Genomic DNA, 13,342 nt, shown 5'->3' with positions numbered 1-13,342 from the left:
GCAATCCTCCCGTCGGAGAACGTTAATGGAGAGAATAACTTCACAAAAGCGAATATTTTTGCTTATTAGATGTAGAAAAACTGGATTTAAAGATGGACACGCGTCAGCTGAAGACACTCGTGGCAATTGTCACGCAAGGCACGTTTGCAAAGGCCGGAGACGTGGTCGGGCTCACGCCTTCGGCTGTGAGCCAGCAAGTTCACGCCCTTGAGATGGAGCTGGGAGCGCAGCTTTTTGACCGCACATCCAGGCCGCCGACGCTGACACCTCAGGGCATGCAGGTTCTGGAGATGGCCAGAAACATTCTGAGGGAAGAGGAGGATGTAAAAGCCAGCCTGAAAGGTGAAAAGATCGCGGGCACACTGATCATCGGCTCGGTGCGCTCAAGTGCGCTCAATCTCCTGCCCAGGGCGATCGTGCAGATGCGTACGCAATACCCTCAGCTCAAAATCAGCCTTCGAATATCCCTTTCGGCCACCCTGATTGCCGATGTGGCCGGTGGACGGCTTGATGCAGCCATCGTGGCTGATCACATGGGCATACCGCCAGCATTGCGGTGGAGCCCGTTTCTGCGCGAACCCCTTTGGCTGATTGCACCGAAGGGAACAAAGGAAACGAATGCTGTAAAGCTGCTGAAGGAGACGCCCTACATTCGCTTTAGAAGCGCTGTTCCGCTGGCGAACGTCATAGATGCCGAAATTTCCCGGCTTGGAATCGTGACACAGGACATCGCCGAAATCGACACAATCGGCTCGATCGTTACCTGCGTCAGGCAAGGGCTCGGCGTATCGATAGTCCCGCATGTGGCTCTTCAGGAACCTGAAGATCTGGAGCTCGTCAAACTGGCCTTTGGCGACCCTCAGCTGACACGGCAGATCGGAATAGTGGAGCGGACAGTCTCGCCCCGCACGGAAATTATCGGGGATCTGCACGAAATGCTCGCCAGCCTTTGCGGTGAGCATGGCTTGCCACGTAATGTCAGGCGGTAGCGGACCTGGCGGTCACGGGCAAGGCGGCTCAGTTCACCACTGCCGGCCTTGTCCGGGAATCGAGCCGGAAGATCTCTGGCCTTCCGACGACGCATGCGCCGCCTTGGTGCACAGAGTCAGATTTGCCAGAAGCCTCTGAGGGGAGCCGCAAGACTTTTCCAGCGGGCAATCCGGCTGCGAATGACTGAAAGGCGGTGGCTGACCGGCCGGACTGAGCATACGGCAGGTAGACGAAACAGCCGGTCTGCCTTTAAACCTCATGCGTTCAAAACCTGACAGGTACGCGCATGAGGATTCTCCATACGGCAGATCTGCATCTCGGGCGGCAGTTCAACGGCCTTTCGCTTGAAGCAGATCATGATGCCATCCTTGGGCAGATCCTTGATGCACTTGTGTCCAGAGACGCCGAAGTTCTCATTATCGCCGGGGATATTTTCGACCGGGCCGCACCGCCTGCCCCTGCCGTCCGCCAGTTCAATACCTTCCTGACGCAGGTCGCCTCGCAGACCAGCGCGGCTGTGGTGATGATCGCCGGAAATCACGATTCCGGTGACCGCATTGCCGCAATGTCCCTCATGACCGACACACGCCGCGCTCTGATCCGGGGTGTCATCAGCGCCAGCGAGATGCCGCTTGTTCTGCAGGATGCAGCGGGACCGGTGGCCTTCACCGGCCTGCCTTTCGCCTACGAGCACGCTGCCCGCGAGTGTTTCGGCGACGAGACCTTGCAAAGTCCGGAAGATGTGCTGCGCGCCCAGACCGCCAGCGCCCGCGGCAACGTGCCCGAAGGGGCACGCTGGGTTGCTGTCGCCCATGCCTTTGTCGCCGGAGCCTCCAACAGCGAAAGCGAACGCCCCCTGACACGGGTCGGGGGCATCGAGACCGTCAGCACGGAGGTGTTCAAGGGCGCCCATTATGTCGCGCTCGGGCATCTGCACCGGCCACAGGAAGTGGGTGCAGCGCATATCCGCTATTCCGGATCGCCGCTGGCCTTCGGTTTCGATGAGGCAGACTGCGCGAAATCCATGAGCCTGGTGGAGCTGGACGCGGCAGGTCAGGCCACGATCGAGGAAATTCCCTTCACGCCGCTGCGCCGGGTGCGCGTGCTGAAGGGAACACATGCAGAGCTGCTTCAGGCACCGCCCTCGAGCGATTTCATCAAGGCAGTCCTCACAGATGAGGCACCGGTCATTGATGGCATGAAGCGGCTGCGGGAGGTGTTTCCCAATGCCTGCGAACTCGTCTACGAACGCCACCAGCGCGCACCGGAGATGAAATCCGCCAGCTACACTGTGGCAGCGGCAGATCCCGTGACGGTGATGGGCGACTTTCTTGAGCAAGTGCGGGGCAACCGCCTCTCTGAGACAGAACTGAAGGTTCTCGGCACCGCGCTGGAGCGCCTGCGCGTGAAGGAGGACGGGCAATGAGGCCGGTCAGGCTCACACTTCAGGCCTTCGGCCCCTACCCCGGACGGGTCACCATTGACTTCCGCAAGGCAGTCGATGGCGGCCTTTTCGGCATCTATGGCCAGACAGGCTCGGGCAAGTCGACGATCTTCAGCGCGATGACCTTCGCCCTTTTCGGCGAGGCCGCCAAGGCGGAGCAGGACACTTCCTCGCTGCGCTCGGACCATGCCGATGCGGACATGCTGACAGAAGTCGAATTTGTCTTCGACATCGCAGAGCGCCGCTATGCCGCCCTGCGCCGCCCGGAACAGATGCGCCTCAAGACCCGGGGCGGCGGCGAAACCCGAAGCGCGCATGAAGCCTATCTCTTCGATGCCACAGGCCTGGAGCCGAAGGAGATTTCACCGGCGCAGCGCGGCCGCATCATCGCCGAGAAGAAGGTGCGGGATGTGGATGCGGCCATCGAGGATCTGCTCGGCTATGGCGCGCGGCAGTTCCGCCAGATCGTGCTGCTGCCGCAGGGCCGCTTCGAGGCGTTTCTGGCCGCCAAGACAAAGGAGCGGCTGGAGATCCTGCGCGAGCTCTTCGATGTCTCCCGCTATGAGGCGCTCATGGCGGATCTGAAATCGGAAGCCGAAGCTGCCGAGCGGCATGTGCGCGAGGAGCTGGCGCTTTCCGCACGGCAGTTGAATGCGGAAGGCTTCGAAAGCTTCGATGCACTGGATGAAGGCATCGAAGCGGCGCAGGCGCATATTGCCTGGCTTGAGCTTGCCCTTACGGCAGCAAAAGCCGAAACGGAAGCCGCCGAAAAACGCCTGCGGCTCGCAGAGACCCTTGAGGAGAAATTCACCGCCGCAGATCAGGCGCAGGTACGGCTGACAGAACTGGAAGCATCACGCCAGCAGATTGAGGCTCTGGCCGGGCAGGTCCGGCAGGCTGATCTTGCACGCAGCCTCCTTGACCCGGAAGAGCGGGTGAAAGACGCAAAGACGGAGACCGCGAAGGCCGCTGGAGCTCTGCAGAGCGCGGCAGAGAGCGCCGGGAAAACCGCAAAAGCGGCGGCAGAGGCGGAGTTGGCCGTGCAGCGCGAGGAGGCGCGGTCTGACGAAGTGGAGACACTGCGCCGCCAGAAGGACGACCTCGTCCGCTATGGCCGTGTTCTGGAAGCGGCTGCCGGAAGCGGCGAAACAGCCACCGCCGCGCTGAAGGCACAGGAAGAGGCAGCAGCCAAGCTGGAGACGGCGCAAGGCAGGCTTGCCAGCCTGCGGCAGGAGCGCGACCGGGCGCAGGAAACCTTGAGGGTCCAGCGCGAGACGGAAAAGCAGCGCGCCGCTCTCAACGACCAGCACCGGGACCTCGACGCAAGACATGCGGCTGCATCCGCCTATGCCAAGGCTGTTGAGGAGGTGGCCGGAGCCCGTAACGCGGAAGAGCGGCAGCGGCTTGCTCATGCAGCAGCGCTGGAGCAGGCCGGACAGGCCCAGCGGGATCTCGAGGCAGCCGAACACAGCCTCTCAGGTGCGCAGGCGCTGCATCTGGCCGCCCGGCTGGAACCCGGCTCGCCCTGCCCTGTCTGCGGTGCAACCGAGCATCCGGCTCCTGCCACTGGCGAAGCCGGAAACGCAGGCCTGGACGCGGCCTTCCGGAAGGCAAAGGCAGCATGGGAGGCAGCAAGCCGCGAGGTGGGCCAAGCCGCGGAAGTACTGGCAGGCCTTCGGGCAAGACTGGCGGAGCGGGAGGCGCGCCTTGCAGCTCTGTCACAGCCCGAAGAGCCCGCGCCGCTTTTGGCCGGTCAACTGAAACAACTGGCTGATGCGCTTGCCTCGCTTGGGCCGGAAGCTGATGCAGCATCAGCCGAAGACGGTCTTGCCGCACTCGACCGGCAGCTTGCTGCCCTTGAGCTGGAGCGTGACGGGCTGCGGGACCAGTTCGAAGAGAGCCGCAACCGGGCAACGGCAGCAATCAGTGCGAGAGACAGTCAGCTAGCAAGCGTGCCTGCAGACCTCAGGAGCCCGCAGGCCCTTGCTGCAGCCCTTAACAAGGCCTCGCAGGCGCTGGACAAGCTCGTGGCCGGGCAGATGGCCGCCGCAGCAGCTGCCCGGGCGGCGCGGGAGACGGCGCTGACGGCTGCACGCGACCTCGAAAACGCGAGGGCGCAGCATCTGATCTGTCAGGAGCGGCAGCAGAAAGCAGAAGAGGCTTTTTCCGCAAGGCTTGCCGCTGCGGGCCTGAGCCTTGATGGCTTCCAGTCTCTCAAACCGGCGATCGCAACGCTTGAAGCCGACAGACAAGCTGTCGAAGCATTCTGGCGCGAACACCGGAGCGCGGAAGACGCGGCCAAGGCAGCGGTGCTGGCGATTGGTGATGCCAGCCGCCCGGAGACTGCCCGCCTGCGCGCGGAGCATGCAGCCTTTGCCGCGAAGCTGACGCTCGCAGCAGAAGAGCGTGCTGCGGCAGCCAGCCGGTCGGCACATCTTGAGCGCGTCAAGACCTCCCTGTCCGGGATGATCGAGAAGGCGAAGGCTGCCGAGGCAGAATCGGCCCCCTTGCGGGCGTTGGCCGCACTTGTAAATGGCGCCAACCCGCAAAAGCTGACACTGGAGACCTTTGCCATTGGCGCCATGTTCGATCAGGTGCTCGAGGCGGCGAACCTGCGGCTGGCGCCGATGACAGCCAGCCGCTACCGGCTGGAGCGTGACATGGACGGCACAGGGGGCGGCAAGCGCGGCCTTGGCATTCAGGTGTTCGACATGCACACTGGCAAGGCACGGAGCACAGGAACGCTCTCGGGCGGCGAGAGCTTCATTGCCGCCCTCGCCCTTGCACTTGGTCTTGCAGATGTGGTGGAAGGCGCCAGTGGCAAGGTGCGGCTTGACACAATCTTCATCGACGAGGGCTTTGGCAGTCTCGATACGGAAAATGGCTCCGGCACACTCGATCAGGTGCTGCAGGTGCTGGGAGCCCTGGTCAGCCAGAACCGCGCCGTCGGCCTGATTTCCCATGTGCCGCAGGTGCAGGAGGCCATCCCCAACGGCTTCCACATCCGCAAATCCGCGGCTGGCAGCAGCATCGAGGAACGCGGCCTGCCGTGATGATATCCTGATGCGCTTGGCTGGCCGGCCCCCGGAGGGATTGCCTCTGCGGGGCCCGGCCATTCGTTCCAGCGCCCGGAGCGGGCCTTAACTCAGTCCTTTCTGAGTGTCAGGGCCGGATTATGGGCGAAGAAGTTATGCGGCATGATATGGACGGTCTTCCACTCCGTCGACATGACCGGCCAGTCCTCCATGCGGGGAATGTGATGGAACCCTGCCGAGAACCAGGTCACGATGTCCTGCCCCATCAGGCTCCGGTCCTTCTTCACCCATTCGGCCAGCGTATCGGAACCGTCGCTCTGCATGGCGAACTTGCCGCCTGCGTAGCGCTGCTCCGGATCATAGACCGTATTCCAGACCGAATATTCGATATAGGCATTGCGCTTCATCGGCGGATCGTTGGCAAAGTCGAACGGCCCATAGGCAACATTGCCGTGATGGATCATCCAGCCCGGCTCGTGACCGAGATAGCCCTCCCGTGCGGGGTTCGAGATATGGAAATAGCGCGGCTGCATGGCCGAGATTTTGTAGCGCGCTTCCAGCTCTGTGGCGGGCATGTTGTGTTCGACCGTCCACATCGACTTGCGCGGTGAGGACGGGTCGAGCTTTGCAGGCACGATGTCCATGGTGGAGAAGTGGTTCACCGGCTGATCGACGTCAAAGTCGATGCGGAAGTTGAAGTAATGGTCGTGATTGGCCGCAACGAGATTGGGCGCGATCAACGTGCCGTAAGCCGTGTCCTCCTTTGCCGTTGCATCCTTCATCGAGGCGGAAACAACGCCCTTCACGGCATCAAGCCCGGTGGCCCCGACATAGATGTTGATCTGCCCGTTCTGCTGCAGGCGGTAATCGATGAGATAGTCGTAGTTGCCAACCTCGGAGGCGGTGCGCACCACGAGCTCGGTCGCAGGCCGCCCTTCTGCCGGAACAGGCGCCTCCGGCGTCTGGGCAAAGACCTCGAAATGCCGCCAGGCCGGATCACCGGTATTGCGCTCGAAGACGCAGATGGCATCGGGAATGACAAGCGGCGCGCCTTTGTCATCAGCAATGGTCGCCGGAAGGAAGGTGGCATGCTTCGGGCAGTCGATCCCGGCCCGCAGCGGGCTCAGGAACAGGCCGAAGCCATATTCACCACTGTCCATGTAGGTGCGCCAGTACCAGCCCTCGGTCGGATCCATATAGGGCACGAAGACCTCGGACAGATGCGCCTGATAGATGACGGACCGCCATGTTCCCTGATCATTCACATCCAGATTGGAGATCACAAGGCCCGGGCGCTTGTCGACACGGAAGTTGAAGCGCCAGATGTCCCATTCAAGATGGCTGCCCTTGATCGTAAAATTGGGCCCCCTCCTGCGACAGCGTGGCGGGTCTGGACTGCGGGCGCAACGGCAGGCGCGCGGCCACCTCCTCCTCCGTATAGCCCCATCCATCCTGAGGCAGCGCAACGATGCCGGTGTCGATGACACGCTGCACCTCCTTCTTGCCGATATCGTAGATGGCAAACAGCCCCTCGATAGGTTTGGCATAGAAGTTGGAGCCGTCCGGCACCTTGTAGCAGGGCACCTTCATCAGCCGGGAGTTCGTGTATTCCTCAGTAAAGAAGTTTCCTCCCGTGAGAGGCAGGCAGAAGGCCTCTTCCGGCTTCACTCCGCGCCGGGCAAGGCCCGCCACCATCTCCGGATGGCTGAGAGCGCCCTCCAGCGCGTCGATAAACTCCGTGAAAAGCACCATAGGCTGGCCTGCGGCCTGCCCGTTGCTCTCAACCGTGCCTTGCGTGATGTTGACGACCGCCTCGCCAAAGCCGCCGGAATTGGTGAAGTACACGGTCGCCTTGCGGTCGAGGCTGGAGCCTTCGCTCCAGGCCAGAACGTCCGCCTTCGGCGGCTCTTTCAGCTCGATCAGAGGATAAAGCGTATCATCGTCCGCGACCTTCTGATCGCGCAGGATCTGGTTGATCTTCTGATATTCCTCCGCCGTCAGTCCGTCGAGCGGATGGGCTGCTGCCCCAGAGGCCAAAAGCCCCGCACCCAGTCCGAGAGCCAATGCTCCGGACGCAAGATGTCTTGTCAGTTTCATCCGTGTTCCCTCTTGTTTTTTGCTGTTGTCCCAAGGCCGCTGATGCTGACGCATCGCACCTTGAAAGGCTCAAGCTTCCGGAACCCCGGAAGGCTTCAGGGACCAGATTGTGCAAGCGGGCTGGCCGTCAAACTTGGACGAAGCCGACAGGGCCATTGCAAAAAACCGTCAGCTGCCGTTGGCGGCAGTCTTTGGAGTTGCGCCGTATTTCTTGCGGAACTCACGGTGGAAATACGACAGATCATTGAAGCCGCAATCAAGCGCAATCGAGGTGACTGTCTCGCCTGGACGGCGGCGCGCACCGGTCAGCCTTGCGTGGGCAAGAGCAAGACGCCGTTCGAGCAGGCGCCGTCCTGGCGTTTCGCCAAGCGGCTGAAAATGGCGCTGGAGCGTGCGCTCGGACACATTGAGCTGCATCGCAAGTTCCCGTGGCCCGAAGGCCGGATCGGATCTGTGGCGGTCGATCAACTGCAGGGCACGGGACAAAAGCCCGGTGCCGCGTTCCGGCAGGCCGCCCGCCCGCATGGAACTGACATAGGCGCCCAGCAGGCTGAACATGGCCTCCCCCAGCTCCGTCTGCGCACCTGAACCCTCCGACATCTTGGAAAGAACCGCCCGCATCGCCAGCCAGAGCGGATCACTGCGGGAGATCGGCAGGCCGCCATCGCAGGCCTGGCCGAAACGGCCGGCAATCTCCTCCTTCGGCAGATGCAGGGAAATCTGCCGGGACTGGATGGTTCCGTATGAGAACTCGGAAGGCCTTGCCGCATCGGCCAGGAACATGTCCCCGGCCGACAGCAAGGTGCAGTGGCTTTCCTGCGCTATCCGGCAGCAACCGGCCTCCTGCACGATCAGGAAGAAATGCTCGCCCGGTGCCTGCCGGATAGCCCGTGCATCCCGCACGACGGACGATGTATCAAGAACAACGGAGGCCGTGTCGAAAGGGCCGGTGCGGCGGTCAGAGACCTCACCATGGATGACGCCGCCCGGCCGCCTGGTTTGCAGGAAAAGGCACCGCAGACCCTATTCAGGTCTGCCTGCAATTCCTCGACAGGCACCTGCCGGTGCTGCGGCGTCGTCTGCGGCTCCATGGCGTCCTCCCCGTTTCCGCAAAGCCCTTCAACCTGCCTATCTCAGCACAGTTTGGGGGCTTTGCATATCACCAGCCCCAACGCCGGGGCTGGGAGACAAGGGCATGAGAACGCCGGAGGGAAAGGCTCAGGCAGGTCCGCTGGCGAGCGTTCTTCGGTATTCGTCAACCGGAAGACCGCCAATGCCCCAATCTTCCATTGCCACTTCGTCAATGACGACAAAGGTCGTTGCCGGGTTCTTGTTCAGCACATCGGTCAGAAGGCGGGTCACCCCTTCGATAAGGCGGGCCTTCTGGTTGGCAGTCGCCCCTTCGCGGGTGATCTTGATGTTCACGTAAGGCATGGCTGCTCCTTTGAGTTTTCCCGGAATGAAAACCGGAATCAGAGACTAAGGCTGGCGTTCGATGATCTGAAAGACCTTGGCGATGATCCGCCACTGCCCCTCGCTGCGCACAAGGGTGAGAAAATCCACGAAGTCCCTCTGCCCGATCGAGCAGCGCACCCGCGCAACGGCCGTGTTGTCTCCGGCCAGATCGATGGCATCGATGTAATCGCGGCGCGGCTCATCCCGCGACGCCGGAGACTGGCGGGCGGCGACAACCGGGACATATTCCTCCATGGTGCGGTAAAGCAGCGGCGTCTCATCGGCGGTGGCATAGATTGCCCTGGGATGAAAGACGCGCTGCAGGAGGCCTGTATCGCAGAAATACAGCGCGTCGAAGTAATCCTGCAGGACCGCGGCAATCTCAGAGAAAGCCTGAGTCATGCAGCCTCTCCCTCCAGCAGCCCTTCTTCACGCATCGCCTGTTGCACCGATGCACGCTCCATAACCCGGGAGAGATAGGCAGCAGCATGCGGCCAGCGTGCCAGTTCCACACCGATGAAACGGGTCCAGTTCAGCACCACGGCAAGATAGGCGTCAGCCACGCTGAACTCGTTCCCCAGGACGAAGCTCCGCCCATCAGCAAGTCCATGCTCGACATCACCTATGCGCCGTTCGAGCTGCGCGGAAGCTGCCGCCTTCTCCTCGTCGGCATGCGCCTTGCCGCGGAAGTAGGGGCTGAATGCCTTGTGCAGTTCCGACGCGGTGAAGTTCAGCCATTCCTGCAGGCGCGCGCGCTCCACCGTGCCAGGCGCAGGTGCAAGCCCAGCCTCCGGATGGCTGTCGGCCAGAAACTGCAAGATCGCCGGATTTTCCGTCAGGACGGCGCCGCCCTCGATCTCCAGTGCGGGCACATAGCCCTTCGGATTGATCTTGCGGTAGTCGGCACCTGATCCGGTCAGACCGGCGCCGGTATCGACCTTCTCAGCCGTGAAAGGCAGTCCGAGTTCATGCAGTACGATCCGCGCTGACATGGAACAGGCGCCGGGCTTGTAATAGAGCTTCATGTGAAGGGTCCTTGCTGTTGATGGCTGGAGGTTAGGCACTTCGGTTTCCCTTGCCAACCTGGTTTCCATCAGTTACCTGATTATCAGGTTTCTCCGCAGTAACCTCGCGAGCACCCAAGGCAAGGACCGGTTCCAGACATGAGCCTGAAACTTCGCAAGAACCAGAGCGCACGGCCGCCCACACCCTGTGCCCTGACCGAGTGCATGGCGATTATCTCCGGGGCCTGGGCGCCGAATGTGATCTGGCACTTGCGTGCCGGGCCGCGCCGTTTCAGCGAGTTGCGTCTGGATATTCCGCCAGTCTCAGCCAAGGTTCTGTCGCAGCGCCTGCGTGAGCTGGAGAGCAAGGGCGTGCTGACCCGCAGTATTCAGCCCACCTCGCCCCCTTCGGTCGAATATGCGCTGACGCCCCTTGGCGAGGAATTGGTCCCGGCGCTGGACGCCATCGTCGCAGTCGGCCACAAGCTGAAGGCAGCCGCACAGGACGGGCCGGATCCAGCCTGAACAGCTCAGCCCTTTGCTGCATTCCCTGCTTACGTGCAGGGCAGACAGTTGCTATTGGTTTGAGATGCAGAATGAAATCCGCTTCATCAAGTGGCAGCATCATGCCGAAGCGCCTGAAAAAGCGCCCATATTTCCGGATGGGTGCCGCGATCTGCTGATCATCCGGAAGACGGATGGGCCTGCAGACATCCTTTTGACAGAACTGGATTTCCGGCCCCGCATTGCCGATCTGCGCCCCGGCGTCCGGATCACGGGCTACCGCCTGCGCCCGGGTCTTGATATGCCGCCCAAGGCACTTGAGGCGGTTGCCGCAGATACCAGCCGCGCACAAGCCATTGTTGAAGAGGAATGCGGCAGGCACACCGGTCTGGATGATGCCATTGCCGCACTTGCCGCCCCGTGTGCCACTGCAGGGTCTTCAGCACGGGACCTGGGCGTTTCCATCCGGACCATGCAGAGGCTCTTTCTGAAGAAGCGCCTGCCGCCGCCTGATTTCTGGCGCCTGCTGGCACGGGCGCGCCAAGCAGCCGCGCTGCTCGCCACCAGTGCGCCGCTTGCGGAAATCGCTTTTAAATGCGGCTTCAGCGATCAGGCCCACATGACCCGGGAGCTCGTAAGGTGGTTCGGGCTAAGCCCGGGTCATCTGCGCCGCAATACGGCAGTCATTGATCTGTTGCGTCAGCCTGCGCTCGGCAACTGGACTGGCGAGCAGATCTCTACAAGGTAACCGTTCAAGTCGCCAGCGTAGGCGGTTGTCTGCCCCCACGGCTCGTCGCGAACCTGTTGCACCGGCTTTGCGCCTGCTGCAACTGCGCGGTCGAATGCCGCCTGGACGTCGTCGGTCTCAAAGGCGATTTCGAACACCGGGGATTGCAACACGGGCCTTCCGGGCTCCTTGCCGAGCTGCCTCATCAGTTCAACCGACGAAAAGGCGAGTTTCGTGCCGCCTGTCGCCAGTTCCCCGTAGTCCCCCGATGCGTGCAGGAAGATCCGCTTCAGACCGAATGCGCGCTCGTAGAAATCGAGCGTTGCCGCGACATCTTCGACATAAAGGATCGTGTATCTCAGGATCATCCAGTTCCTCCAAGGCATGTGCTTCCAGATCGGCATCTGAACATGAACGGCATATTTGTCTTGAAGGATCGCGCCACCCAGGTCCCGCGTCGGATCAAGGCCCGGAAGACGTCCGTGCACCTGCAATTCAGCTAGGGTCTGTTCTCGATTATTCCGGAGCCGTGATTTTCATTGATTATGTTGTGTAGGTGCCTTCGGAGTATTTTGGCCTGCTGCGCAGTGTTTTGGCTTGTTTTTGTTTCTGTTTTGTTCTTATTGTTATGTGTTTATGTATCATACGCGAATATCCCCGCCGTGTTTTGGCGAGGTTTTTTTGTGTTTTTTTTGATTTGGTTGCGGGGGCAGGATTTGAACCTGCGGCCTTCAGGTTATGAGCCTGACGAGCTACCGGGCTGCTCCACCCCGCGTTGAGGTGTCTTGGCGGTTTTTGCCGCGGTTTGTTGAAGAGATTGATTATTTATCTGCGTTTTGCAGGCCTGGCAGCGACCTACTCTCCCGTGTCTTAAGACAAAGTACCATTGGCGCTGGGGGGTTTCACGGCCGAGTTCGGGATGGGATCGGGTGTTGGCCCCCGCTGGGGCCACCAGGCCGGCGAAACGCAGATATGAGGAACTGGTCTTGTTTCAGCGAGTGCTGATCGATGTGTTTTGGCGTGTTTCCCTGAGTAGTTAGGGACGTTACGAACCTATGGTTCGCAAGCGCGACGCGCGCCGGCCGGTCAGGCCGCCCTTCCGGAGGGGCAGGCGTAAGCCGTGCGCCCCGTGAGGGATTTAGAATGGAATGGACATTGATTAATGAGAGTGATCAAGCCGAACGAGCTATTAGTAAGGCTCAGCTTCACACGTTGCCGTGCTTCCACATGCCTCCTATCGACGTGGTGGTCTACCACGGCTCTTCAGGGAGAACTTGTTTTGAGGTTAGTTTCCCGCTTAGATGCCTTCAGCGGTTATCTATTCCGAACATAGCTACCCTGCACTGCGGCTGGCGCCACAACAGGTCCACCAGAGGTTCGTCCATCCCGGTCCTCTCGTACTAGGGACAGATCCTCTCAATTCTCCTACACCCACGGCAGATAGGGACCGAACTGTCTCGCGACGTTCTGAACCCAACTCACGTACCGCTTTAAATGGCGAACAGCCATACCCTTGGGACCTGCTCCAGCCCCAGGATGCGATGAGTCGACATCGAGGTGCCAAACAACCCCGTCGATATGGACTCTTGGGGGTCATCAGCCTGTTATCCCCGGCGTACCTTTTATCCGTTGAGCGATGGCCCTTCCACGAGGGACCACCGGATCACTATGGCCGACTTTCGTCTCTGCTCGACTTGTCAGTCTCGCAGTCAGGCAGGCTTATGCCATTGCACTCGACGAGCGATTTCCGACCGCTCTGAGCCCACCTTCGCGCGCCTCCGTTACCATTTGGGAGGCGACCGCCCCAGTCAAACTACCCGCCACACACGGTCCCGGATGCTGTTACATCGCGGTTAGATATCCATGACGACAAGGGTGGTATTTCAAGGATGACTCCACGAGAGCTGGCGCCCTCGCTTCGACGTCTACCACCTATCCTACACATGTCGACACGAATACCAGTGTGAAGCTGTAGTAAAGGTGCACGGGGTCTTTCCGTCTGACCGCAGGAACCCCGCATCTTCACGGGGAATTCAATTTCACTGAGCCTATGCTGGAGACAGCGGGGAAGTCGTTACGCCATTCG

General features: G+C 61.1%; 10 protein-coding genes, 1 tRNA gene, 2 rRNA genes and 1 pseudogene (1 of these 14 only partly in view). 5 read left to right on the top strand and 9 right to left on the bottom strand.

Annotated elements, in window-relative coordinates; genetic code table 11:
• Nucleotides 1–92: 92 nt before the first annotated feature.
• The 3 genes from ACQB61_RS01855 (at nt 93) to ACQB61_RS01845 (ending at nt 5,487) form a co-directional block, all read left to right on the top strand.
• On the top strand, nt 93–989 hold the full coding sequence (locus ACQB61_RS01855; protein WP_430511248.1) for a LysR substrate-binding domain-containing protein: 897 nt from the start codon (nt 93–95) through the stop codon (nt 987–989).
• A 287-nt stretch (nt 990–1,276) separates the two neighbouring features.
• A complete protein-coding gene (locus ACQB61_RS01850; RefSeq protein WP_430511247.1) occupies nt 1,277–2,416 on the top strand; it encodes an exonuclease SbcCD subunit D in 1,140 nt (379 codons plus the stop codon).
• Complete coding sequence (locus ACQB61_RS01845; protein ID WP_430511246.1) at nt 2,413–5,487, top strand: AAA family ATPase; 3,075 nt, start codon at nt 2,413–2,415, stop codon at nt 5,485–5,487. Before ACQB61_RS01850 ends, ACQB61_RS01845 begins: the two co-directional genes overlap by 4 nt.
• Before the next feature lie 92 nt (nt 5,488–5,579).
• Here the strand turns inward: ACQB61_RS01845 and ACQB61_RS01840 are convergent.
• From ACQB61_RS01840 to gstA, 5 genes and pseudogenes are all read right to left on the bottom strand, one after another.
• Nucleotides 5,580–7,566 (bottom strand): annotated as a pseudogene (locus ACQB61_RS01840) (tyramine oxidase).
• A gap of 168 nt (nt 7,567–7,734) precedes the next feature.
• Nucleotides 7,735–8,469 (bottom strand): helix-turn-helix domain-containing protein, encoded by a 735-nt coding sequence (locus tag ACQB61_RS01835; protein WP_430511245.1) that lies wholly within the window; start codon nt 8,467–8,469, stop codon nt 7,735–7,737.
• A 315-nt stretch (nt 8,470–8,784) separates the two neighbouring features.
• Nucleotides 8,785–9,000, bottom strand: coding sequence for a tautomerase family protein (locus ACQB61_RS01830; protein ID WP_430511244.1), 216 nt, complete (start codon nt 8,998–9,000; stop codon nt 8,785–8,787).
• A 45-nt stretch (nt 9,001–9,045) separates the two neighbouring features.
• Nucleotides 9,046–9,423 carry a nuclear transport factor 2 family protein gene (locus ACQB61_RS01825; RefSeq protein WP_430511243.1) on the bottom strand — a complete coding sequence of 126 codons (378 nt, stop codon included), beginning with the start codon at nt 9,421–9,423 and terminating at the stop codon, nt 9,046–9,048.
• Nucleotides 9,420–10,046 carry a glutathione transferase GstA gene (gstA, locus tag ACQB61_RS01820; protein WP_430511242.1) on the bottom strand — a complete coding sequence of 209 codons (627 nt, stop codon included), beginning with the start codon at nt 10,044–10,046 and terminating at the stop codon, nt 9,420–9,422. The genes ACQB61_RS01825 and gstA overlap by 4 nt, the downstream gene beginning before the upstream one ends.
• Nucleotides 10,047–10,184: 138 nt before the next feature.
• Between gstA and ACQB61_RS01815 the strand changes: the two genes are divergently transcribed.
• Nucleotides 10,185–10,550 (top strand): winged helix-turn-helix transcriptional regulator, encoded by a 366-nt coding sequence (locus ACQB61_RS01815; RefSeq protein WP_430511241.1) that lies wholly within the window; start codon nt 10,185–10,187, stop codon nt 10,548–10,550.
• A gap of 64 nt (nt 10,551–10,614) precedes the next feature.
• Entirely contained in the window at nt 10,615–11,277 is a 663-nt protein-coding gene (locus ACQB61_RS01810) for a helix-turn-helix domain-containing protein (protein ID WP_430511240.1), read from the top strand.
• Here ACQB61_RS01810 and ACQB61_RS01805 read toward each other — a convergent pair.
• The 4 genes from ACQB61_RS01805 to ACQB61_RS01790 all read right to left on the bottom strand — a co-directional run.
• On the bottom strand, nt 11,229–11,624 hold the full coding sequence (locus ACQB61_RS01805; protein WP_430511239.1) for a VOC family protein: 396 nt from the start codon (nt 11,622–11,624) through the stop codon (nt 11,229–11,231). The genes ACQB61_RS01810 and ACQB61_RS01805 overlap by 49 nt on opposite strands.
• A 330-nt stretch (nt 11,625–11,954) precedes the next feature.
• A tRNA-Met gene (locus tag ACQB61_RS01800) sits at nt 11,955–12,031 on the bottom strand.
• 67 nt (nt 12,032–12,098) lie between these two features.
• Nucleotides 12,099–12,212, bottom strand: a 5S ribosomal RNA gene (gene rrf / locus ACQB61_RS01795).
• 212 nt (nt 12,213–12,424) lie between these two features.
• Nucleotides 12,425–13,342, bottom strand: a 23S ribosomal RNA gene (locus ACQB61_RS01790) (it continues 1,804 nt past the right edge of the window).

Source organism: Pannonibacter phragmitetus (assembly GCF_050510895.1).
Taxonomy (GTDB): Bacteria; Pseudomonadota; Alphaproteobacteria; order Rhizobiales; family Stappiaceae; genus Pannonibacter; species Pannonibacter phragmitetus_B.
This window is presented reverse-complemented; position numbering and strand designations above follow the sequence as displayed.

Excerpts from the sequence above, each read along its gene's own strand:
- ACQB61_RS01805 (WP_430511239.1), bottom strand. The coding sequence starts at position 11,624 with ATGATCCTGAGATACACGATCCTTTATGTCGAAGATGTCGCGGCAACG.
- gstA (WP_430511242.1), bottom strand. The coding sequence starts at position 10,046 with ATGAAGCTCTATTACAAGCCCGGCGCCTGTTCCATGTCAGCGCGGATC.
- ACQB61_RS01815 (WP_430511241.1), top strand. The coding sequence starts at position 10,185 with ATGAGCCTGAAACTTCGCAAGAACCAGAGCGCACGGCCGCCCACACCC.
- ACQB61_RS01855 (WP_430511248.1), top strand. The coding sequence starts at position 93 with ATGGACACGCGTCAGCTGAAGACACTCGTGGCAATTGTCACGCAAGGC.
- ACQB61_RS01850 (WP_430511247.1), top strand. The coding sequence starts at position 1,277 with ATGAGGATTCTCCATACGGCAGATCTGCATCTCGGGCGGCAGTTCAAC.
- ACQB61_RS01830 (WP_430511244.1), bottom strand. The coding sequence starts at position 9,000 with ATGCCTTACGTGAACATCAAGATCACCCGCGAAGGGGCGACTGCCAAC.
- ACQB61_RS01845 (WP_430511246.1), top strand. The coding sequence starts at position 2,413 with ATGAGGCCGGTCAGGCTCACACTTCAGGCCTTCGGCCCCTACCCCGGA.
- ACQB61_RS01810 (WP_430511240.1), top strand. The coding sequence starts at position 10,615 with ATGCAGAATGAAATCCGCTTCATCAAGTGGCAGCATCATGCCGAAGCG.
- ACQB61_RS01825 (WP_430511243.1), bottom strand. The coding sequence starts at position 9,423 with ATGACTCAGGCTTTCTCTGAGATTGCCGCGGTCCTGCAGGATTACTTC.